The sequence below is a fragment of the Corynebacterium sp. HMSC036E10 genome (genome assembly GCF_001836265.1).
GTDB lineage: Bacteria > Actinomycetota > Actinomycetes > Mycobacteriales > Mycobacteriaceae > Corynebacterium > Corynebacterium coyleae.
Genome location: NZ_KV827977.1, coordinates 277,933 through 297,871 on the forward strand (window position 1 = coordinate 277,933; position 19,939 = coordinate 297,871).

The 19,939-nt window shown below is 61.7% G+C and carries 22 protein-coding genes; 9 read left to right on the top strand and 13 right to left on the bottom strand.

Annotated features, from left to right (window positions below; all coding sequences use genetic code 11):
* Positions 1-7: 7 nt before the first annotated feature.
* The 4 genes from gluA (at position 8) to HMPREF2736_RS05235 (ending at position 3,365) form a co-directional block, all read left to right on the top strand.
* The gene (gluA, locus tag HMPREF2736_RS05220) at positions 8-736 is read left to right on the top strand and encodes a glutamate ABC transporter ATP-binding protein GluA (RefSeq protein WP_070483829.1); all 729 of its coding nucleotides are present in this window, start codon (positions 8-10) and stop codon (positions 734-736) included.
* Positions 737-767: 31 nt separating this feature from the next.
* Positions 768-1,640, top strand: coding sequence for a glutamate ABC transporter substrate-binding protein (locus HMPREF2736_RS05225; protein ID WP_070829036.1), 873 nt, complete (start codon positions 768-770; stop codon positions 1,638-1,640).
* Positions 1,641-1,725: 85 nt separating this feature from the next.
* Positions 1,726-2,412: an amino acid ABC transporter permease gene (locus HMPREF2736_RS05230; protein WP_070451029.1), complete on the top strand. Its 687-nt coding sequence runs from the start codon at positions 1,726-1,728 to the stop codon at positions 2,410-2,412.
* Complete coding sequence (locus HMPREF2736_RS05235) at positions 2,412-3,365, top strand: amino acid ABC transporter permease (RefSeq protein ID WP_070829037.1); 954 nt, start codon at positions 2,412-2,414, stop codon at positions 3,363-3,365. Before HMPREF2736_RS05230 ends, HMPREF2736_RS05235 begins: the two co-directional genes overlap by 1 nt.
* A 27-nt stretch (positions 3,366-3,392) precedes the next feature.
* Here the strand turns inward: HMPREF2736_RS05235 and recX are convergent, their stop codons facing one another.
* The 3 genes from recX to HMPREF2736_RS05250 form a co-directional block, all read right to left on the bottom strand.
* Positions 3,393-3,980, bottom strand: coding sequence for a recombination regulator RecX (gene recX / locus HMPREF2736_RS05240; protein ID WP_070771413.1), 588 nt, complete (start codon positions 3,978-3,980; stop codon positions 3,393-3,395).
* A gap of 3 nt (positions 3,981-3,983) precedes the next feature.
* Positions 3,984-5,105 carry a recombinase RecA gene (gene recA, locus HMPREF2736_RS05245; RefSeq protein WP_070422320.1) on the bottom strand — a complete coding sequence of 374 codons (1,122 nt, stop codon included), beginning with the start codon at positions 5,103-5,105 and terminating at the stop codon, positions 3,984-3,986.
* A gap of 201 nt (positions 5,106-5,306) precedes the next feature.
* Positions 5,307-5,522 carry a DUF3046 domain-containing protein gene (locus tag HMPREF2736_RS05250; RefSeq protein WP_070422319.1) on the bottom strand — a complete coding sequence of 72 codons (216 nt, stop codon included), beginning with the start codon at positions 5,520-5,522 and terminating at the stop codon, positions 5,307-5,309.
* Positions 5,523-5,580: 58 nt separating this feature from the next.
* Here HMPREF2736_RS05250 and HMPREF2736_RS05255 point away from each other — a divergent pair, with 58 nt between their 5' ends.
* From HMPREF2736_RS05255 to HMPREF2736_RS05265, 3 genes are read left to right on the top strand one after another with little or no spacing between them, the layout of a single operon-like run.
* Entirely contained in the window at positions 5,581-6,147 is a 567-nt protein-coding gene (locus HMPREF2736_RS05255; protein ID WP_070422318.1) for a biotin transporter BioY, read from the top strand.
* Between the two features lie 5 nt (positions 6,148-6,152).
* Positions 6,153-6,842: an energy-coupling factor ABC transporter ATP-binding protein gene (locus tag HMPREF2736_RS05260; RefSeq protein ID WP_070483837.1), complete on the top strand. Its 690-nt coding sequence runs from the start codon at positions 6,153-6,155 to the stop codon at positions 6,840-6,842.
* A complete protein-coding gene (locus tag HMPREF2736_RS05265) occupies positions 6,839-7,444 on the top strand; it encodes an energy-coupling factor transporter transmembrane component T family protein (RefSeq protein WP_070451024.1) in 606 nt (201 codons plus the stop codon). The genes HMPREF2736_RS05260 and HMPREF2736_RS05265 overlap by 4 nt, the downstream gene beginning before the upstream one ends.
* A 55-nt stretch (positions 7,445-7,499) precedes the next feature.
* Here the strand turns inward: HMPREF2736_RS05265 and HMPREF2736_RS05270 are convergent, their stop codons facing one another.
* The 4 genes from HMPREF2736_RS05270 to pgsA all read right to left on the bottom strand — a co-directional run bounded on the left by HMPREF2736_RS05270 (position 7,500) and on the right by pgsA (position 9,845).
* The gene (locus HMPREF2736_RS05270; protein ID WP_070451023.1) at positions 7,500-8,324 is read right to left on the bottom strand and encodes a PspA/IM30 family protein; all 825 of its coding nucleotides are present in this window, start codon (positions 8,322-8,324) and stop codon (positions 7,500-7,502) included.
* Positions 8,325-8,398: 74 nt separating this feature from the next.
* The gene (locus HMPREF2736_RS05275) at positions 8,399-8,746 is read right to left on the bottom strand and encodes a helix-turn-helix domain-containing protein (RefSeq protein WP_070422314.1); all 348 of its coding nucleotides are present in this window, start codon (positions 8,744-8,746) and stop codon (positions 8,399-8,401) included.
* Positions 8,747-8,769: 23 nt separating this feature from the next.
* Positions 8,770-9,309 (bottom strand): CinA family protein, encoded by a 540-nt coding sequence (locus tag HMPREF2736_RS05280; RefSeq protein ID WP_070451022.1) that lies wholly within the window; start codon positions 9,307-9,309, stop codon positions 8,770-8,772.
* On the bottom strand, positions 9,306-9,845 hold the full coding sequence (gene pgsA / locus HMPREF2736_RS05285; RefSeq protein ID WP_083279421.1) for a CDP-diacylglycerol--glycerol-3-phosphate 3-phosphatidyltransferase: 540 nt from the start codon (positions 9,843-9,845) through the stop codon (positions 9,306-9,308). The genes HMPREF2736_RS05280 and pgsA overlap by 4 nt, the downstream gene beginning before the upstream one ends.
* A gap of 49 nt (positions 9,846-9,894) precedes the next feature.
* Here pgsA and HMPREF2736_RS05290 point away from each other — a divergent pair, with 49 nt between their 5' ends.
* Positions 9,895-10,179: a YciI family protein gene (locus tag HMPREF2736_RS05290; RefSeq protein ID WP_070451021.1), complete on the top strand. Its 285-nt coding sequence runs from the start codon at positions 9,895-9,897 to the stop codon at positions 10,177-10,179.
* On the opposite strand, the gene HMPREF2736_RS05295 is transcribed toward HMPREF2736_RS05290, so the two are convergent.
* On the bottom strand, positions 10,176-11,351 hold the full coding sequence (locus HMPREF2736_RS05295; protein WP_070771417.1) for a TerC family protein: 1,176 nt from the start codon (positions 11,349-11,351) through the stop codon (positions 10,176-10,178). The two genes, HMPREF2736_RS05290 and HMPREF2736_RS05295, sit on opposite strands and share 4 nt — an antisense overlap.
* A 261-nt stretch (positions 11,352-11,612) precedes the next feature.
* On the opposite strand from HMPREF2736_RS05295, the gene HMPREF2736_RS05300 reads away from it, so the two are divergent.
* Positions 11,613-12,662 (top strand): HNH endonuclease signature motif containing protein, encoded by a 1,050-nt coding sequence (locus HMPREF2736_RS05300; protein ID WP_070829038.1) that lies wholly within the window; start codon positions 11,613-11,615, stop codon positions 12,660-12,662.
* 59 nt (positions 12,663-12,721) lie between these two features.
* On the opposite strand, the gene HMPREF2736_RS05305 is transcribed toward HMPREF2736_RS05300, so the two are convergent.
* The 5 genes from HMPREF2736_RS05305 to dapA all read right to left on the bottom strand — a co-directional run bounded on the left by HMPREF2736_RS05305 (position 12,722) and on the right by dapA (position 19,912).
* Positions 12,722-15,709, bottom strand: coding sequence for an FtsK/SpoIIIE family DNA translocase (locus HMPREF2736_RS05305; protein ID WP_070569968.1), 2,988 nt, complete (start codon positions 15,707-15,709; stop codon positions 12,722-12,724).
* Positions 15,710-15,776: 67 nt separating this feature from the next.
* A complete protein-coding gene (locus HMPREF2736_RS05310) occupies positions 15,777-16,403 on the bottom strand; it encodes a TIGR03085 family metal-binding protein (protein WP_083316784.1) in 627 nt (208 codons plus the stop codon).
* A 24-nt stretch (positions 16,404-16,427) separates the two neighbouring features.
* Entirely contained in the window at positions 16,428-16,853 is a 426-nt protein-coding gene (locus HMPREF2736_RS05315) for a hypothetical protein (protein ID WP_070829039.1), read from the bottom strand.
* A 69-nt stretch (positions 16,854-16,922) separates the two neighbouring features.
* Positions 16,923-19,001: a ribonuclease J gene (locus HMPREF2736_RS05320; protein ID WP_070422305.1), complete on the bottom strand. Its 2,079-nt coding sequence runs from the start codon at positions 18,999-19,001 to the stop codon at positions 16,923-16,925.
* Positions 19,002-19,003: 2 nt separating this feature from the next.
* Positions 19,004-19,912 carry a 4-hydroxy-tetrahydrodipicolinate synthase gene (gene dapA, locus HMPREF2736_RS05325; protein WP_070483851.1) on the bottom strand — a complete coding sequence of 303 codons (909 nt, stop codon included), beginning with the start codon at positions 19,910-19,912 and terminating at the stop codon, positions 19,004-19,006.
* Positions 19,913-19,939 lie beyond the last annotated feature (27 nt).

The window sequence follows — 19,939 nt, forward strand, 5'->3', positions numbered from 1 at the left end:
CGAACCCATGATTCGCATGGTGGGTGTGGAGAAGTACTTCGACGACTTCCACGCACTACAAAACATCAACCTTGAAGTCCCCCGCGGACAAGTAGTCGTAGTGCTGGGACCGTCCGGATCGGGAAAGTCCACCCTGTGTCGGACGATCAACCGCCTCGAAACCATCGAGGAAGGCACGATCGAAATTGACGGCCGTACCCTCCCCGCCGAAGGGAAGGAACTGGCCCACCTCCGTTCAGACGTAGGCATGGTGTTCCAACAGTTCAACCTGTTTCCGCACCTGACCATTCTGGACAACGTCACCCTGGGCCCCATCAAGGTCCGCAAGGTGAAAAAGACCGACGCCACCGCACGCGCTCGCGAACTGCTCGACCGCGTGGGCATCGGCAACCAGGCAGAAAAATATCCGGCACAGCTCTCCGGCGGCCAGCAGCAGCGCGTCGCAATCGCACGCGCCCTTGCGATGGAGCCGAAAGTCATGCTTTTCGACGAACCCACCTCCGCCCTCGACCCCGAAATGGTCGGCGAGGTCCTCGACGTCATGACAGAACTGGCCGAAAGCGGCATGACCATGGTCGTGGTCACCCACGAAATGGGCTTCGCCCGCAAAGTTGCCGACCGCATCTTGTTCATGGCCGATGGCGAAATCGTCGAAGACACCGACCCCGAGTCGTTCTTCACCAACCCGCAGTCCAGCCGTGCACGAGACTTCCTCGGCAAGATCCTGCCCCATTAACCCACCCACGTTTCTTACAAGGAGAATCACCATGAAGCGCACCGCACGTTTCGCATCGACCACTGCCGCAGCCCTGCTCGCGGCCACCACACTCGTCGCCTGCGGCGGCGACTCCGCCGGCGACGCCGAAGGCCTTCTCGCACAGATCGAGGCCGGCAACGTCACCCTCGGCACTAAGTACGACCAGCCGGGCCTAGGCCTGCGCGAAGCCGACGGCTCCATGACCGGCCTCGACGTCGACGTCGCCACCTACGTGGTCAACCACATTGCCGACGAAAACGGCTGGGAGCATCCAGAAATCACCTGGCGCGAAACCCCCTCGGCACAGCGCGAAACCGTGCTGCAAAACGGTGAAGTCGCAGCAATCGCCGCGACCTACTCCATCAATAAGTCACGCTCCGAAGCAGTCGACTTCGGAGGCCCCTACCTGCTGACCCACCAGGCCCTGCTCGTCCGTTCCGACGACGCCGAGATCACCGGCCTCGAAGCCCTCGACGGTCGCATCCTCTGCTCTGTAACCGGTTCCACCCCGGCACAGAAGGTCAAGGACACCCTGCCGGGCGTCCAGCTCCAGGAGTACGACACCTACTCCTCCTGCGTCGAAGCACTGCGCAACAGCAACGTCGACGCCCTCACCACCGACGCAACCATCCTCGGTGGCTACTCCGCACAGTCCCCGGGCGACTTCAAGGTCGTCGAGCTGAAGAAGGACGGCGAAGAGTTCACCAACGAGCACTACGGCGTCGGCCTGAAGAAGGAAGACCCGGGCGCACTCGAGGCCGTCAACAAGGCACTCAACGCGCTTTACGAAGACGGTTCCTTTGACAAGTTCGTCAACGACAACCTCGACGGCGGCCAGGGTGTTGAAAAGGACAAGGTCGGCGACCTGTCCTTCGTCGAGTAGCACCCGCCGTGTGGCCGGGTGAACCCCACCCGGTCACCGAGCCCCAACCTTTCTTCATCTCCTTCACGTATTGGAAGTTCCCGCCATGGATGCAATGTGGGCTGATCTCGCGCCCAAACTGTGGCCAGCATTCTGGACCACAATCAAGCTGACGTTCTACTCCGCCATCGGATCAATGATCCTGGGCACCCTGCTCACCGCAATGCGGGTCTCCCCCGTTGCCATCCTGCGAAACCTGTCAGCGTTTTACATCAACACCGTCCGCAATACCCCGCTGACACTTGTGATCCTGTTCTGCTCGTTTGGCCTCTACCAAAACCTTGGCCTTGAGCTCGCGAGCCGCGAATCCAGCACCTACCTTGCAGACCAAAACTTCCGCCTCGCAATCCTCGGCTTCATCCTGTACACCTCGTGCTTCGTCGCCGAATCGCTCCGAAGCGGCATCAACACCGTTCACTTCGGACAAGCCGAAGCCGCACGCTCCCTCGGACTGAGCTTCGGGCAGATCTTCTCGTTGATTATCTTCCCCCAAGCTCTGCGTGCAGCAATCGTTCCGCTGGGCAACACGCTGATCGCTTTGACGAAGAACACCACGATCGCATCGGTCATCGGCGTCGCGGAAGCATCGCTGCTGATGAAATCCACCATCGAATTCCACGCAAACCAGCTCTTCGCCATTTTCGGCATCTTCGCCCTCGGCTTCATCGTGCTCACACTGCCAACAGGGCTCGTCATCGGCTGGCTGTCTAACCGTCTGGCGGTGAAACGCTAATGCCATCCTCACTCCGCGCAACCGTGCTTTACGACGCCCCCGGGCCCAAAGCCGTACGCCGCAACTACATTTACACCGCAATCACCATCACTGTCCTACTTCTCGTCGGCTGGTGGGTACTGAGCAAACTAGCCACACACGGCCAACTCGATGCTGAGCGCTGGACCCCCTTCACCCAGGGAAACACCTGGACCACCTACATCATCCCCGGCCTCGTCGGCACGATTAAGGCCGCCGTCGTATCGGTGCTGCTCGCAATTGTCTTCGGCGTGTTTTTCGGGCTTGGCCGGCTCGCCCCGAACAAACTCGTACGCGGGTTCTGCGCTGTGGTTGTCGAGTTCTTCCGCGCCATTCCAGTGCTGCTACTCATGATCTTCCTGTACCAGGTCTTCGCGGTATACAAGATCGTTCCACCAGCGTCGCTCGCGTTTTGGGCCGTCGTTGTGGCACTGACGCTCTACAACGGCTCCGTTATCGCCGAGATCCTCCGCGCCGGCATCAAATCGCTACCCCGCGGGCAAACGGAAGCAGCCCAGGCGCTTGGGCTTAGCCACTGGCAAACCATGGGCAAGATCTTGCTGCCCCAGTCCGTCGCAGCCATGCTGCCGGCACTGATTTCCCAGATGGTCATTGCGCTGAAGGATTCCGCCCTGGGCTACCAAATTGGCTACGTCGAGGTTGTCCGCTCCGGCACGCAGGTCGCCTCTGCAAACCGGAACTACTTGGCGTCGCTCATCGTGGTGGCCATCATCATGATCCTGATCAACTACGCGCTGACAATGCTCGCAACCCGCGTCGAGCGCCAACTACGCGCCGGCCGAGCGCGCCGCAACCCCTTTGCCAAGGTGCCCACCGCTGGCAAGGAAGTGGGCCTGGACACCAAGGACACCGTCAACCTCGACTGGCAAGCCCCCGGCTACCAGCAGATCGACAACCCCGTGGAGAAACACTAACCCCGCGTGCGGAGTCACCACCCCGCGTCACGCGTGGGCTTCGCACTCGGCGATGCGTTCGTCGAGCGCTTCCCGGCCCAGGCGCATTGCCAGCCCCTGGTGAAACCCACGGCGGGCAAGCGCCCCAACGATCCGGCGCAAAAACTTGTCGTACTCTGCCCGATCCTCGGGTGCGTGTTTCACCTTGCGCGCCGCCTTTTCGGCGACCCCGCGGGCGATGCGCTCTTCGTCGTCGTCTGTGATCTGCTCGAGCGCAGCCGCACGGTCCGCACTACCCACCCCTTTGTCACGCAGCTCCATATCGAGCGCACGAGCAGACTTTCCGCGACGCGCAGCGCGCTGACGCACCCACTCAGAAGCAAATGCTGCGTCGTTGAGCAGGCCTGAGCTGGCGAGGTCGTCGAGAACTTCGTCGACAAGCATGGGCTCAAACTCAGCCTTGATCAGCCGACCACGCAGCTCCTCACGCGAGCGCGCCCGCTGATCCAGCAGCCCTAATGCGCGTTTGCGTACCGGCGCCTTCGCCTCCTCATGTGCGTGGTCGATGAAACCCGACCCCGGCTCGTACGCCTCGAGAGCAGCTTTGAGGCGCGCAATCTTTTCGGGGTCCGCCATATGCTACTTCTCGTCCGCTTTGGCGTCGTCTTCGTCGTCAAAATCGATGTTGGGCACCATGTCTACGGGATCATCCGACAAGGCATCGTCGTCAACATTGGCATACTTGCCCACACCAAGCGCGCGGAAGATTTTGTCTTCGATTTCGTCGGCCAGGTCCGGGTTGTCTTTGAGGAACAGGCGCGCTTTCTCCTTGCCTTGCCCCAACTGGTCGCCCTCGTAGGTGAACCACGAGCCGGACTTCTTCACAATGCCGTTTTCCACGCCCATGTCGATGATGGAGGACTCCCGCGAGATGCCCTCGCCGTACATGATGTCGAACTCGGCGATCTTGAACGGCGGGGAAACCTTGTTCTTCACAACCTTCATCCTGGTGCGGTTACCGATGGAATCCTGGCCGTCCTTCAGGGTTTGAATACGGCGGACATCGCAACGCACCGACGCGTAGAACTTCAAGGCCTTACCGCCAGTGGTCGTCTCCGGGGAGCCGAACATCACGCCAATCTTTTCACGCAGCTGGTTGATGAAGATCGCGGTAGTCCCGGAGTTGTACAGCGCACCGGTCATCTTGCGCAGTGCCTGCGACATCAAACGTGCCTGGAGGCCGACGTGGGAGTCACCCATCTCGCCCTCGATTTCAGCCTTCGGGGTCAGCGCTGCAACAGAGTCGATCACGATCATGTCGATAGCACCAGAGCGCACCAGCATGTCCGCGATCTCAAGCGCCTGCTCACCCGTATCTGGCTGGGAGACCAGCAGATTGTCGGTATCCACGCCAAGCTTGCGGGCGTAGTCAGGGTCGAGGGCGTGCTCGGCATCGATGAACGCCGCGATGCCGCCTGCGCGCTGCGCCTCCGCAATCGCATGCAGGGCAACGGTCGTCTTACCGGACGACTCCGGGCCGTAGATCTCCACGACCCTGCCGCGTGGCCAGCCGCCGATACCAAGGGCAACGTCGATAGCAGTGTTGCCGGAAGAGATTGACTGAATCGGCGGGCGATTCTCGTCGCCCAAGCGCATGACGGCGCCCTTGCCAAAGTCCTTCTCAATCATCGCAAGCGCAGCGTCGAGCGCGTTCTGGCGCGAGTTCGCGGCGGAAGCGGCAGTCTTCTTCTTCGTTGCCATGTGGTGTTTTCCTCCAAATTGTCGGTGGTGCGACGGTTGCCGCATCCACACTGTGTGTTAGTCCGTGCCTATTAGACGCACGCGCCTACCCTTCGGTTCCCTCCAAAACAAGGAAAGTTCCTCGGGGGCGAATACAGGAGCCACTTTAGAATGCGGCTACGACATCGAACACTGTACACGCAAGCGTGTTCGAACGGGAATTCAAAACCCGGGCCTATCAATGCCAAGTCGGCGCTCTTCCGGAATGTCAAACGCTTCACAGAGTCCGCGCCACGCCTCGCGGGGATCGACACCACTTTCGATCATGTCCGCCGCGGTGCGCTCGTAGCCCGGTATCACCTGCGTATCGATAATCCACTTGGCTCGACCCGCGCCAAATTCGTCCTCGACCAGTTGATGAAACTCCGTCAAACGCATGACTCAACACGCTACCCGAACACGCGTTATTGAACGGCGTTCAGGTACACTGCCGCGCATGAGTAAATCTTCCACCGCGCAGGACATTGCGCTCATCGCCGTCTTCGCGGCCATCATCATCGCTCTCGGCTTCGTCTCCATCCCCGTCGGCGCCGCAGGCGTGCCTATCGTGCTGCAAAACGCAGCCATCATCCTCGCCGGCCTCGTCCTCGGCTGGCGCCGCGGCCTGTTCACCGCAGGTATCTTCCTCCTGGTCGGCCTCGCACTACCCGTGCTTGCAGGCGGCCGCACCGTCATCTCCGCACTCGGCGGCACGACCGTGGGCTACCTTGTGGGCTACCTCGTCTCCGCTACCGTCGCGGGCCTGATCGCCTACCGTGCGCCATTCCGCCGCAACACCGCAGCTACGATCGGCGTCCTCATCGTCGCCGGCTACGTTGCCCTGTTCTTCCAGTACCTCTGCGGCGTATTCGGCCTCATGGCCCGCGCTGAGATGTCCTTCGGCGCAGCATGGGCCGCACAGGTGCCATTCCTGCTGCCTGACGCCGGCAAGGTCGCTCTCATGATCGCCATCGCAATCGCGGTGCACCAGGCGTTCCCTGACCTGCGCGGTAGTCGTCGATAAGCACGATGCCCGTCATCGAATTCAAAGGCGCAGCCGTCACCTACGACGGCAACACCGTCCTTCAGCCACTCACCACGCGCCTGAGTGAGCAACGCATCGGCATCATCGGCTCCAACGGTTCCGGCAAATCCACCACCGTGCGCCTCATCAACGGACTCATCGAACCCACTTCAGGGCAAGTGCTTTACGACGACCTCTCCCCCACCACCCAAGGCCGCGACGTCCGCAAACGCGTCGGATTCGTCTTCTCCGACGCCGAATCCCAAATCGTCATGCCACGCGTCTCCGACGACGTCGCCTTCTCTCTTCGCCGCTTCAAACTCCCCCGCGACGAAGTGCGATCGCGTGTCGACGACGCTCTCGCCCGCTTCGAACTCACCGACCTCGCCGAAAACTCACCGCACACCCTGTCGGGCGGCGAAAAACAGATGCTCGCACTTGCATCCGTGATGGTGATCGAACCAGATACCATCATCGCAGACGAACCCACGACACTGCTTGACCTGCGCAACCGCAAACGAATCGTGCGCGAACTTAACGCACTCGAGCAGCAACTCATCGTGGTCACACACGACCTGGACATGCTGCGCGACTTCGAACGCGTCCTCGTCATCGACGACGGCGCACTCGTCTACGACAGCAACCCCGCCGACGCCATCGCGTTCTACACCGACCTCATGGATAACAAACCATGATCCGCGAACTCCCCCTCGGTGTCTACATCCCCGGCGACACACTGCTCCACCGCATCCAGCCAGCGCTGAAGTTCGTGCTGCTGGTGGTCTTCATCATCGGGGTCACTGTCCTGCCCACCCGGCCCTGGCACGCAGCCGCCGCACTCGGGTTTGTGCTGGTGCTCTACTTGTGGGCACGCATCCCAATGAAGATTGCGTGGCGCCAACTCGTGCCACTCCTGCCCTTCCTGATCTTTTTAGGCGCGTTCATGGTGTGGCAAAACGGCGTCGAATCGGCGGCGACGCTACTCATCGGGCTGCTTGCCACCATCGCGGCGGCGAACCTGCTCACACTGACCACCCCGGTCCAGGAACTCCTTGACGCCCTCGACCGCGCACTCGCACCGTTGGGACGCACAGGCGAACTCATCTCGCTCACCATTGCACTCACCATTCGCCTGATTCCGCTGACACTCGCGACCGCAAACGAAGTCCTCGACGCCCGCAAAGCCCGCGGGGCTGGCTTCTCCCTCCTAGCGTTCGGCACTCCCCTGGTCATCCGCTCCGTACGACGGGCGAAGATGATCGGTGAAGCGCTCATGGCGCGCGGCGCCGTCGACTAACCCCACGCAGCGAAAAGGCCCGAAGCGATGTGCTTCGGGCCTTCGACGTTGTGATTTACTCGCCGCGCAGTTCGCGCATGCGCTGCGCAACCGCATCATCGCTGACGTTAGCGTCGGTAGCGGACTGCCCCGGCTCAATCGCCTGCTTCTTGCCAGCGGTGAGCTCGCCTGCCATCTCCGCACGCAGCTGCTCCAAGCGGCCGTGACCAGCCATCTGGATACCGGCCTGCTCAACCTCAGCCATACGACCCTGAATGGAGTTCTGCGCCAACTCGGCGGCACCAAGCGCGTTAGCGTAACGACGCTCAATCTTCTCACGAACCTGATCCAAGTTCGGACCGGACGCAGTAATCGAGTTCATCGACTGCATCGTCTCCGAAACCTTCTCCTGCATCTTCGCCTGCTCAAGCTGCGACAGGAGCTTCGAGCGCTCAGCAACCTGCTGCTGCAAGTGAGCCGCGTTGCGCTCCACAGCCTGCTTCGCCTGGGCTGCCTGCTGCAGCGCCTGGTCGTGGAGCTGCTTAGTATCCTCCACACCCTGCTCAGCGGTGACCAGCTGTGCCGCAAACGCCTCCGCGGCGTTTTCGTACTCCTGTGCCTTCTGCGCGTTGCCCTCGCCGCGAGCCTTATCAGCAAGCTTGAGCGCCTGGCGGGCATTCGCCTGCAGCTTCTCAACATCCTCGAGGCGACGGTTGAGCTGCATCTCCAACTGACGCTGGTTACCAATCACCGCGGCAGCCTGCTGCGACAGTGCCTGGTGCTGGCGCTGCGCCTCGTTGATGGCCTGCTCAATCTGGATCTTCGGGTCAGCGTTCTCTTCGATCTTGTTGTCGAAGAGAGCCATCAGGTAGTTCCAGAACTTGGAAAAGGGGTTCGCCATGGCTAATCACCGCGACCTTTCATCTTCATTAGTTAGTGCGTCAAACTCCACCCACAATAGTCGGGTGAGCTCCGTTACGCTTCCGCAGCCGCCGGAGAGGTAACCGCGAGTTCCTCGTTGAAGGAATGCAGCGACATATTCGCCACCGCTTCCAGCAACACCTCAGACACCGTGGTGTCCAGTGCCTCGCACAGCGCTGCAAGCAGTTCAGAGGACACTTCCTTGCGACCGCGCTCCAGCTCCGAGATGTAGCCGGAAGACACGCGAGCCTCCTTCGCCAACGTGCGAAGGGTTACGCCCTTATCAGCGCGAAAAGCGCGCAGCGACATACCGAGGGCTTCGCGGAACAGCGGCTCACGCGCTGGGGCGGATGCAATCGGCAGTTCTACCGGGGCTTCGTAAAGCAGAGTCGTAGTTGTCATCAGCTGCTCCAACGATCGGTGGTCTAGTTTTGTTCCCGAACGCCAGTCAGCGCACCAACCAGGGCCGCTTCGACCGCGCGTCGGCGAATCTCGTTCCGCGACCCTGCGAGGACTCGGACAGGGGTCGCATGTCCATCGACAAGCGCATACCGGCCCGCTTCCGAATCGAGCAGTTCCGCAGCTTGCGACGACGCCGTCCACTTCGGCCCCGCCAGCCCAATCCACACCGTGCCAGCCGGCATACCGTCTTGCGCACCGGGCCCTGCGACGCCAGTAAGCGCAACCGCCCAATCCGTCCCGCACACCTTACGAGCACCGCGCGCCATCTCGCGGGCCACCGCCGCGGAGACCACGCCTTCTTCCTCAATCAGGTCGGCCGGAACGTGGGCCAACTCGGTTTTGAGCTCCGCCGAGTACGTCACCAAACCGCCGACGAGTACGTCGGAAGCACCCGGCACGTCCGCAAGGGTCGCAGCAGCAAGCCCGGCAGTCAGCGACTCGCAAAAAGCGATGGTTTGGTTCCGGGAACGTAGTTCGTCGATAAGCAATTGCGCCGTCGTCATTTGTTCGCCTTTCCTGCATCAACCAAATACTGCACACCCGTAACCACGGTGACCGCCACCGCGAGCAACATCACCACAAACACCGGCGTATCCGCCCATGCGGGCAACGGACACAAGTACAGGCCAACCGCCAGCGACTGCAGGACAGTCTTCACCTTGCCACCCTTCGACGCCGGCACCACCAGACCGCGACGCAACATCCACATACGCCACACCGTGATCCCCAACTCACGAGCCACGATCACCACAGTGACCCACACCGGCAACGGCCCCGCAATATTCAACGTAACCAGCGCAGTAATCATCAACGCCTTGTCCGCGATCGGATCAGCAATCTTGCCGAAATCCGTAATCAGCCCCCGCGCACGAGCAATATCCCCGTCAAGCTTGTCTGTGATCATCAACGCCACAAACAGGCCAAACGCCCACCACCAGCGCTCCGAAAGCACCAGCCACGCGAACACAGGAATGAACAGAATCCGCAGAGACGTCAACACATTCGGCAGATTCCAATTCGACGGCTTATCCGTTTGCATCACGCGATCCACCATACCCATCTCACGCGTTCCACCTAGACTGCCCTCCATGAAGTATTTCGCAGCAACCTACACCTACGGCGAGCAAACGCTTGTCGACGACACCCGCCCCGCCCACCGCGAATTCATCTCCTCGCAACTCGCACTCGGACGCATCGTGGGATCCGGCCCGTTTATCGGCGCCAATCAAGCCCTGATCATCCTGCAACTGCCCGACACTGCCACTGAAGCTGATGCGGCGGCCGTGCTGGATCAAGACCCATACACGACCGCCGGCGCACTCGCAGCGCGCGAGATCCGGGAGTGGAACCCGGTGATGAATATCTTCGGCTAAGCCTTCCTACCGCCACGCGCGACATCGAGGTGGGCGGTCTCGCGCGATCCGGTCGCGGTGTGATCGCCCTTGCCAGAGGTCGCCGGGTCGTCGATCCACTCAACATGGTGGCCGTGACGGTCGACCTTGCGGCGGTTGCCGTGGTCGTCGAAATCAATGTGGTACTGGTTTTCGTTCGGATCACGAACACCAGCCTTCACGTCAGCGCGGTCCTTGATCACCGAGGCAATCGCGGTGATCGCGAGCACGCCGACGATGATCAGCAGCGAGGCGACAGTGCCGACCTCCGGCACGTCGAGACCCTCGCCGCCATTGATGAACGACAGGTTGTTCTCGTGCAGCGCGTGCAACAGCAGCTTCACACCAATGAAGCCGAGCACCACCGCGAGGCCGTACGGCAGGTATACCAGGCGGTCGAGCAGGCCGTTGAGCAGAAAGTAGAGCTGGCGCAGGCCCAGCAGCGCGAACGCGTTGGCGGTGAACACGAGGAAGGATTCCTGGGTGATGCCGTAGATCGCCGGGATGGAGTCGAAGGCGAACATCACGTCGATGAAACCGATGGACAGCAGGGCGACGAACAGCGGCGTGACAGCCTTCTTTCCGGCCTGAGTCCTCGAAACGAGACGGTCGGAGTGGTACGACTTGGTTACCGGGATGACCTTGCGTAGCGTCTTGACCACCATCATGTCGTTCGGATCCGGATCCTCTTGGTCCGTCACCTCGTCGTACACCATCTTGATCGCGGTGTAGATCAGGAAGGCGGCGAAGATGTAGAACACGTCCGACCAGGCCTCGATGATCACGGCACCCAGCAGAATGAATACGAGACGGCAGATCAGCGCGATCACGATGCCGATCAGCAACACCTTTTGCTGATACGCGCGTGGGATCTTGAACGCACCCATGATCAGCGCGAACACGAAAAGGTTATCCACCGACAGCGACAGCTCAGTGATGTAGCCGGTGAAGAACTGCATGCCGTGTTCGCCGTCCCACAGCCACCACACGATCCCGCCGAAAATGCAGGCCATGGTCATGTAGAACAGGGCCCAGCCGCCCGATTCCTTCATCGTCGGCTCGTGCGGGGTACGCACGTGCGAGACGAAGTCAAAGATGAAAAATCCCAGGATCACCGCAGAGGTGATCAGCCAAATACTTAACGGCACATGCATGCGTTTAATCCTCCGGTAGCAGAAACGACCGGAGGTCTCCCCCACCCAAGTGGGCTGTTCGGACCGGGGCCATCACTTTTCGACGACACCGTGTTGACGATCCAGAACACTTCTGGGGTACTCCCCTCCAAGTGGGTAACACAATACACACACTTTTTTGGTGTCGCGAATGTGGATAACCACCCCAGTTTGTTGATGCGTCAACGCGGTTATCCACAAGGGCCCTGCCGGGCATTGCGCAACTGGTTTAACGTGCGAGGCATGAGCCCATTTGAAACCTTCCTCGCAGGCCTGCCCACGGTGGACAGCTTGCAAGGATTCGACCGTGCAGCCGCACTTGCCAGCCGCTGCCGGCCAGCGACCGTGACCGCCTGGGGCCGCATCCACGACGTCTACTTCGGCGCCACAAAGTGGACCAAGCAGCAGCGCCGAGCCGTGGAGGCGGCCCGCGCTGGCGCGTTCGACTTGGACCGGCTGTCGTACATCGAGAACCGGCTGACTGCAATCGACGATGAGAGCGAGCGTTGGCGCGTGCGCCACAAGCTCCTCGCCGTCCACGGCAGCTTCGCCACACTGCGCCAGGCTGCAAAAGACCTCATCCCACCAACGGCGCCGAGGATGCCGAAAGCACAGGTCACGTTCTCCTGCTCCACCCTTGGGATGCGGACGATGAGGGTCACCGCCCCCGAGCGAGACATCGCGGATCTCGAACACGCACTGCGCCAGCACGTGGACAGCTCACGGCCCGCGGCACCACAGATGCTTGACGCGTTCTTGACATTGCTTCGCGACGGCACCTCCATCCCACACGTCGCTCCCCGCCCGATAGTGCTCGCACCGCTACCTGAGCACATCCGGATCCTCTCCGGCGACGGCGAGGATGTGACCCTCGTACTTACCGACGGCACCACCATGACCGGAGCCGAGTACCTCAATCTCACCTTCGGTGAAATCGCCCTGTTCCACCCGCAAGCCGGGGCGGTGAACCTCTACCGGACACAGCGCTTCGCCAACCAAAAACAGCGCGACCTCGCACGCCTGCTCATGCCTCGTTGTCCCTTCCCCTCTTGTCGTCATGGAGCTGACTTTTGCGAGATTCACCACATCACGGCCTGGAAGCACGGCGGAGAAACCAACATAGATAACCTCGCACCCCTGTGCAGCTACCACAACCGGGTCAACGACGACGACCCTTGGCACACCAGTCGAGGGCGCATCGAAATCATCAACGGCACCCCGACATGGGTCTCGCCAAGTGGTGTGCCGGTTCCCGTGACCGAAGCGGGGGCAATGCAGCAACTCTTCGGCTAGCGGCTACTTAACGACGAAACCCCGCACACGGCGGGTTATTCGAAATGCCCTCAGACAGGCTAGAAGGCTCCCCCAGTGGGGTTGTACGTGGCGGTGACGGTGCGGGTGTCGCCGTCGGTGCCGCCAGTGTCACTGCCAGAGTCAGGGCCGTCGGTGGTGGTGTCGTCGTCAAGCATGACGTCCTTGGGTGCCTCAGCCGGATCGGCGCCCTTGATCATCCAGATGATCGTCTCCAACTCCTCCGGCTTGACCAACACCTCGCGAGCCTTCGACCCCTCAGACGGGCCGACCACGCCGCGAGATTCCATCAGGTCCATCAGGCGGCCAGCCTTGGCGAAACCGATACGCAACTTGCGCTGCAGCATCGACGTCGAACCCAGCTGGGAAGTCACCACCAGCTCGACGGCCTCGAGGAGGTCGTCCATGTCCTTACCGATGTCGTCGTCAATGACCTTGGCTTCCGCCTGCTTATCCTCCGTGACGCCCTCAACGTAGTCGGGTTCGTCCTGTTGGGACTTCGCAGCGTCGACAACCGCCTGGATCTCCTCGTCCGAAACGAACGCGCCCTGCATACGCTGCGGCTTGCCGGCACCCTGCGGGATGAACAAACCATCACCCATACCGATGAGCCTCTCGGCACCGCCCTGGTCGAGGATCACGCGAGAGTCCGTCAACGACGAGGTCGCAAACGCAAGACGCGACGGCACGTTCGTCTTAATCAGACCAGTCACCACATCCACGGACGGACGCTGGGTCGCAAGCACCAAGTGGATACCGGCCGCACGCGCCTTCTGCGTGATACGAACGATCGAGTCCTCGATTTCCTTCGGCGCCGTCATCATCAGGTCTGCCAACTCGTCGACAACACACACGATGAACGGGTACGGACGCATCTCACGCTCCGACCCCGGAGGGGCCGTCAGCTCACCAGAGCGCACCTTGCGGTTGAAGTCCTTGATATGGCGCACGCGCGCGGACTTCATGTCCATATAGCGCTGCTCCATCTCCTCCACCAACCACTGCAAGGCTGCGGCCGCCTTCTTCGGCTGAGTGATAATCGGCGTGATCAGGTGCGGGATGCCCTCGTACGGGGTCAGTTCCACCATCTTCGGGTCCACCAGGATGAGGCGGACCTCCTCAGGGGTGGCGCGCGTGAGCAACGAGATGAGCATGGAGTTCACGAACGCTGACTTACCGGAACCCGTCGAACCGGCAACCAGCAGGTGCGGCATCTTCTGTACCGACGACGCGATGAAGTCGCCTTCGATGTCCTTGCCCAGACCGATGAGCATCGGATCGTCCTGCGACGCCACGTTCGGTGCGTCGAGCACGTCGCGCAGGCGCACCATTTCGCGGTCAGCGTTGGGTACCTCGATGCCGACGGCGGATTTGCCGGGGATCGGAGTGAGCAGGCGGACGTTGTCGGTGGCCACCGCATAGGCGAGGTTGGACTGCAGGTTGGTGATCTTGGAGACCTTCACACCTGGGCCAAGTTCGACCTCGTAACGGGTCACTGTCGGGCCGCGGGAGAAGCCGGTGACTTGTGCGTTGACGTTGAATTCTTCGAAGACATCGGTGATGGCTTCGATCATGCGGTCGTTGGCTTCGGTGCGCGTCTTCGGCGGGTTGCCGGGGATGAGCAGGTCGGTTGAGGGCAGGGTGTAGTCGCCCTGCGGGATCTTGCGTACCTGCTTCGGTGCCGGTGGTTGGGTTTCGGACTTTGGGGTGGTTGCAGGGATTTTGGAGGCGTCGATGCCGGAGCGTGCGGCGATGGCTTTCGCCATCTGCTCGCGCGAGGTCTCGACGGCATCGGGGGCCACTGCTTGTCGACGATCCGACGTCTCTTCCGGGCGCTCCAACACCTTCGTCTCGTTGGGGTTGTTGTCGGCGCGGGTCGTCTGCGCTGGTGCCGGCGCTGGCGTCGGTGCAGGGCGACGCTTCGGACGAGGAACGACCGTGGTCGCCTCCGGTTCTGGTTCTGGTTCGGAGGTGTCGTCGGTGTCGTTGAGGTCGTCCGCAAAGTCGAACAGGTCGTCGTCTTCGTCCTCGTTGGTGGGGTAACTCTCCATCGGCGTGCGCGGGCGGCGCGGACGAGGCATCAGACGTGGGGCTGGACGCGACGCGCGTGGGCGTGGGCGGTCGCGGCCTTCTGCAATGTCATCGAGGTCTGCGTCGACGTGCGAGTACGGGTCGTCGTCCTCATCGTCTTCTGCGTTGAGCATGCCGGTAACGAGGCCCTTGACGTAGTCGTAGGCCTCGCGCACCGTAATACCTGTCGCTTTGAGCGCGCCGTACAGCACGATCAAGCCCAGCAGCGGCACGGCAACGAACGAGGAAAACCCGGCAGCGAGCAAACCACCGGTGAAGGCACCGATCGCGCCGCCAGCGATCCTGCGGTCTTCCCATGCCGAAGGGTTGCCGGCAAACACGTGGATGAGGCCAAGCATCGCCACTGCGATGATGCTGAAGCCCAGAGCGGCGCGTGCGCGAACCTCGTCGCTCGCGCGCACGTTAAGCATGAGCGCAATAGCGACGCCGACGAGCACGACCGGCAGGATCAGCGCACCCGCACCGATCAACCAGTGCGTGCCGGTGGAGATCAAATCCCCGACCGGGCCTGCAACATCGAACCACACCGAGCCACCAATGACCGCGGCCAGGCCGATGAGCACAAGGCCCCAAGCGTCGGCGTGATGCTCGAAGGTGCTGGAACGCGGCGTGGGGTCGTCGTCACGCTGTTCGAGCTCGTCGTGGTCGTCGTACTGGTCGCGTCGCGGGCGACGGCGTGAGGTACTCAGATTCTCTTCTTCCTGCTCATGGTGGCGCGGCTCGCGCCGGAGAAACGAACCGACGCCGCGGGCTGCGGCGCCGAGGGAACTACCGACCACTTTGTACGCAGAGCCGACGCGCTCATCGGCAGTGTCGGCGGCCACGGTGGAAGAGGTCGGCGGGTGTGTCATCGACACCGGCCCGCCGTAGCGGGTGCCGTCCGCCGAGCGGCGTGAAGAAGACCGCGAGTTACGCGGTGCGGTGTTTTTGACAGACATGGGTGTAACTCTAACGCCTTAAGTCACATTTTCCCCATACGCCACACCAGAGGCGTGGTGTCAAGCGTTAAATCTTGACATCCAGACCATCGAGCGCTTCCAATGCGCCTGTCAGTTCAATCTCCGCAGCGTTGCGACCCGATACCCACAACAGCAATTCGCCGGGTGCTCCGCTGACGCGCACGACGTCGTCGCCACGCTGTGCCACCCCTGCCTTATCCCCGAGAGTCACCGGCGGCAGGTCCGGCGGTGTCAGAATCACGGGCGCTTGAGCCTTGCGCAACGTCATCGCGCCGAAGCGCTTCGCCAGCGCCAAAAGCTGCGCGTTCACCGTGCGAGAAAAGTCGCGCGGGCGCACCTCTCCCCCACCCCGGCGCACATCCTCGTGGTGAATAAAGTGCTCGGCAGTGTTCATTGCAGCATCGAACGGCTTGATCCACACCGGCGGGCCGGCCGCCCACTCGTTCACCACCTCGGTGTATGGGCGGGCCTTCACCTTTGAGGTTTCCTTCTCCGTCATACCCGACAGTGCGTCCACGAACATGCCCGGCAACGCCAAGGGCTTCGACTCGCGGATCAGCAGGTGTGCGGCCAAGTCGAAGGTGTTCCACCCTTCGTTCAAGGTGGGCGCATCAGGGCCTACCTCAAGGAACAACTCGGCCAGACGTGAGCGTTCTCGTTGTGCAAAAGACATGCCAACGAGCATAGCCACGAGCTTTTAGAGCAGCTGCGCGCTCCGGAACACGCTAAAGAGATTCTGCTCGATATTGATGAACACTCGGAGTACAGGTGCGAACATCGCCCACGTCTTGTCAGTGGTCACGACCCGACCCGACGCGCCGTAACCCAAATCGGTGACCGTCTGCCCTTCGACGTAGCACCCCTGCATGCCACCTTTGTAGTGAGCGCACAGGATCTGGTCGCCGTCGAAACGACCCAGCACGCGAATCGCATCGTTATTAGCCGAGTAGTAGTCCTGATCACCAGGGCGCACAACGTCGTGGCTCATCCAGTATCCGGTGTAGCCCGGATCGTACGGAACCGGTGTCCCCTCCGGCAGCGGATGTGCTCGCTCGTCGGCAAGTGCAGGCGTGGCTGCGAGAAGGGTCGTGGTGGCGGTGAGTGCTACGAGTGACTTTTTCATACCTCTGAAATAGCAAAATCGGGGCCCGGCGTTACGGCCAGACCCCGATTCGGGGGTTAACGCAGCGAACTAGCGGGACTCGCGAGTAGCGGCGATTTCTTCCTCAGTCGCGATGTGGTTGTCGGACGACATCGGCACAACGGTCGGCAGGATCACAGGCTGACGCTTGTAGTTCTGCTCGATCGCACGCGAGACCTTGCGGCGGATCTGCTGCACCATGCGGAACGGATCGTTCTCGCCTTCCGCAGCGAGGTCACCCATGACGGCTTCGACGCCTTCGACAACCTTCTTGTTGAAGTCGCGGTCATCGTCGGAGTAGCCAGTCGTCGATACGCGAGGTGCTTCAAGGAGACGACCCGTGGCGTCGTCGATAACACAGGTAATCGACACAACACCGCCGGATGCCAGCGACGTACGATCCGCGAGCACGTCCGGATCGACGTCACCCATGGTTACGCCGTCAACGTAGAGCTGGCCCACCTGGTACTGGCCGGCAACCTTGATGTTGCCCTTGTGCATATCGACGACAACACCATTCTGGGCAAGCGCCGTGTTGTTCGGCTTCACACCAGTAGAGATCGCGAGCTCCTTGTTCGCGCGCATGTGACGCCATTCGCCGTGCACCGGCATGGCGTTGCGCGGGCGTGCAGCGTTGTACAACGCAAGCAGCTCGCCAGCGTAGCCGTGGCCGGACGCGTGAACGTGCGCCTCAGCGTTGGTGATCACGTTCGCACCGATCTGGGCGAGGTTGTTAATCACCGCAAACACGGCCTCCTCGTTGCCCGGAATGAGCGAGGACGACAGGATGATCGTGTCGCCGTCGTGGATGGTGATCTGACGGTGCTCGCGGCGAGACATGCGCGACAGCGCCGCCATCGGCTCACCCTGGGTACCCGTAGTGATCAGCACCGTCTTATGCGGGGCCATCTTCGCGGCTTCTTCGATCGGAATGATCGTGCCCTTCGGAGCCTTGAGCAGGTTCATCTTCTCCGCAATCTCCATGTTGCGGAGCATGGAGCGGCCGTTGAAGGCAACCTTGCGGTTGTTGGCCACAGCGGCGTTGACCGCCATCTGCACACGTGCAACGTTGGAGGCGAACGAAGCAATGACAACGCGCTGGCGAGCATTACCGACGAGACGGATCAGCGTCTCCTCAATGCCTGCCTCCGAGGCGGAGATGCCCGGGATGGTGGCGTTGGTGGAGTCACACATGAACAGGTCGATGCCTTCGTCACCAAGACGCGACAGGGCCGGCAGGTCGGTCGGCTTGCCGTCGTACGGGGTCTGGTCGACCTTGACGTCGCCGGTCATCACGACGTGGCCGGCACCGGTCTTGATGGACACGCCGAGGCACTCCGGAATGGAGTGGTTGACGTGCCAGAAGCGCAGGCGGAACGGGCCGACGGTGACCTCGGAGTCCTTGTTCACGTCGTTGAGCTTCGGACGCTGGCGGTGCTCCTGCGTCTTTGCCTTGATCAGGGCGTTGGTGAACTTGGACGAGTAGATCGGGATGTCGTGGCGCAGCTTCAGCAGCCACGGGATCGCACCGATGTGGTCTTCGTGGCCGTGGGTGACGATGAGCGCGTCGATCTTGTCCAGCTTGTTCTCAATCGGGCCGAAGTCCGGCAGGACCAGGTCCACGCCCGGCTCGTCGGAGTTCGGGAACAGCACGCCACAGTCCACGATAAGCAGACGGCCGTTGTATTCGAAGACCGTCATGTTGCGGCCGATTTCGGAAATGCCACCAAGTGCGTAGATACGCAGGGTGTCCTTGGCCAGTTTCGGCGGGGCTGGCAAGCGCTTGGTCAGATCGGCGCCTTGCATTCCCTTCACCGGGTTGCGACGACCGCCGCCCTGGTTGCCACCGCGACCACGGCCACGGCGACGGTTTCGGCTGCTGCCACCACCGTTGCCGCCACCACCGTTGTTGCCGCCGTTACCACCACGGTTGCCGCGCGGCCTTTCGCCGCCATTGCGACCACCGTCGCGACCGCCATCACGGCCCGCGTCGCCGCCATTATCGGCGGTGTTCTTCTGTGCGTTTGTGTCCGGGGTCTCCGGAGCTTGGAAGACCGGCTGTTGATCAGCCGGTTCCGGGGGTCCTGCCTTGCGCGTCACCTTACGGGCGCGGTTGCGGGGTTCGTTCATATTTATAGGACTCCAGCCTGTTTCATATCTTCTTGGAGCCGCTTGACCTGATCGGCTGTCGCTGGTGCGACAGGCAGGCGCGGGTCTCCCACTTCGATGCCCTGCAGTCGCAGAGCTGCTTTTGCAAATGTCACGCCACCCAGCTCGGCCTGCTGCCGTGCGAGGACGTTGAGTACGTTGGCGTTGATTTCCCGTGCGCGGGTGAGGTCGCCAGCCTCGAATGCGTCCACGAGTCCCCGCAGCGCTTGTGGTGCTGCGTGTCCGACGACGGAGATAACTCCGGTTGCGCCGAGTGTGAGCCAGGGCAGGTTGAGCGGGTCGTCGCCTGAGTACCACGCCAGGCCTGTCTCTTGGATGAGCCCTGCGGCTTCGAAGAGGTCGCCGCGGGCGTCTTTCATTGCCTGAATGTTGTCGACCTCGGCGAGTTCGCGGATCGATTCGGCAGTGATGGGGATCCCGGAGCGTCCCGGGATGTCGTAGAGGCAGACGGGTAGGTCGGTTGCGGCTGCGATTGCTTTGAAGTGCGCGACTACTCCGGCCTGTGAGGGCTTGGAGTAGTACGGGGTGACTGCGAGCAGGGCGTCTGCGCCCGCGTCTGCAGCTTGTTGTGCCAGCGTGACTGCGTGGCGGGTGTTGTTGGAGCCGGCGCCTGCGACGATTTTTGCGTTGGTGCCAACTTCTTCGCGCACTGCTTTGAGCAGCTCAACTTTTTCTTCTGCGCTGGTTGTTGGGGATTCGCCGGTGGTTCCGGCGAGGACGAGGGTGTCGATTCCGTTTTCTACAAGGTGGGCAGCAAGCCGACGTCCTGCGGCGAGGTCGAGGTTGCCGTCGGAATCAAACGGCGTAACCATGGCGACGCAGACGGTGCCGAATGTGTTGGCGCCTGTATCAACTTTGCATGATGAGCCCATGAGCAAGAAGAATACCTCCTATTGACA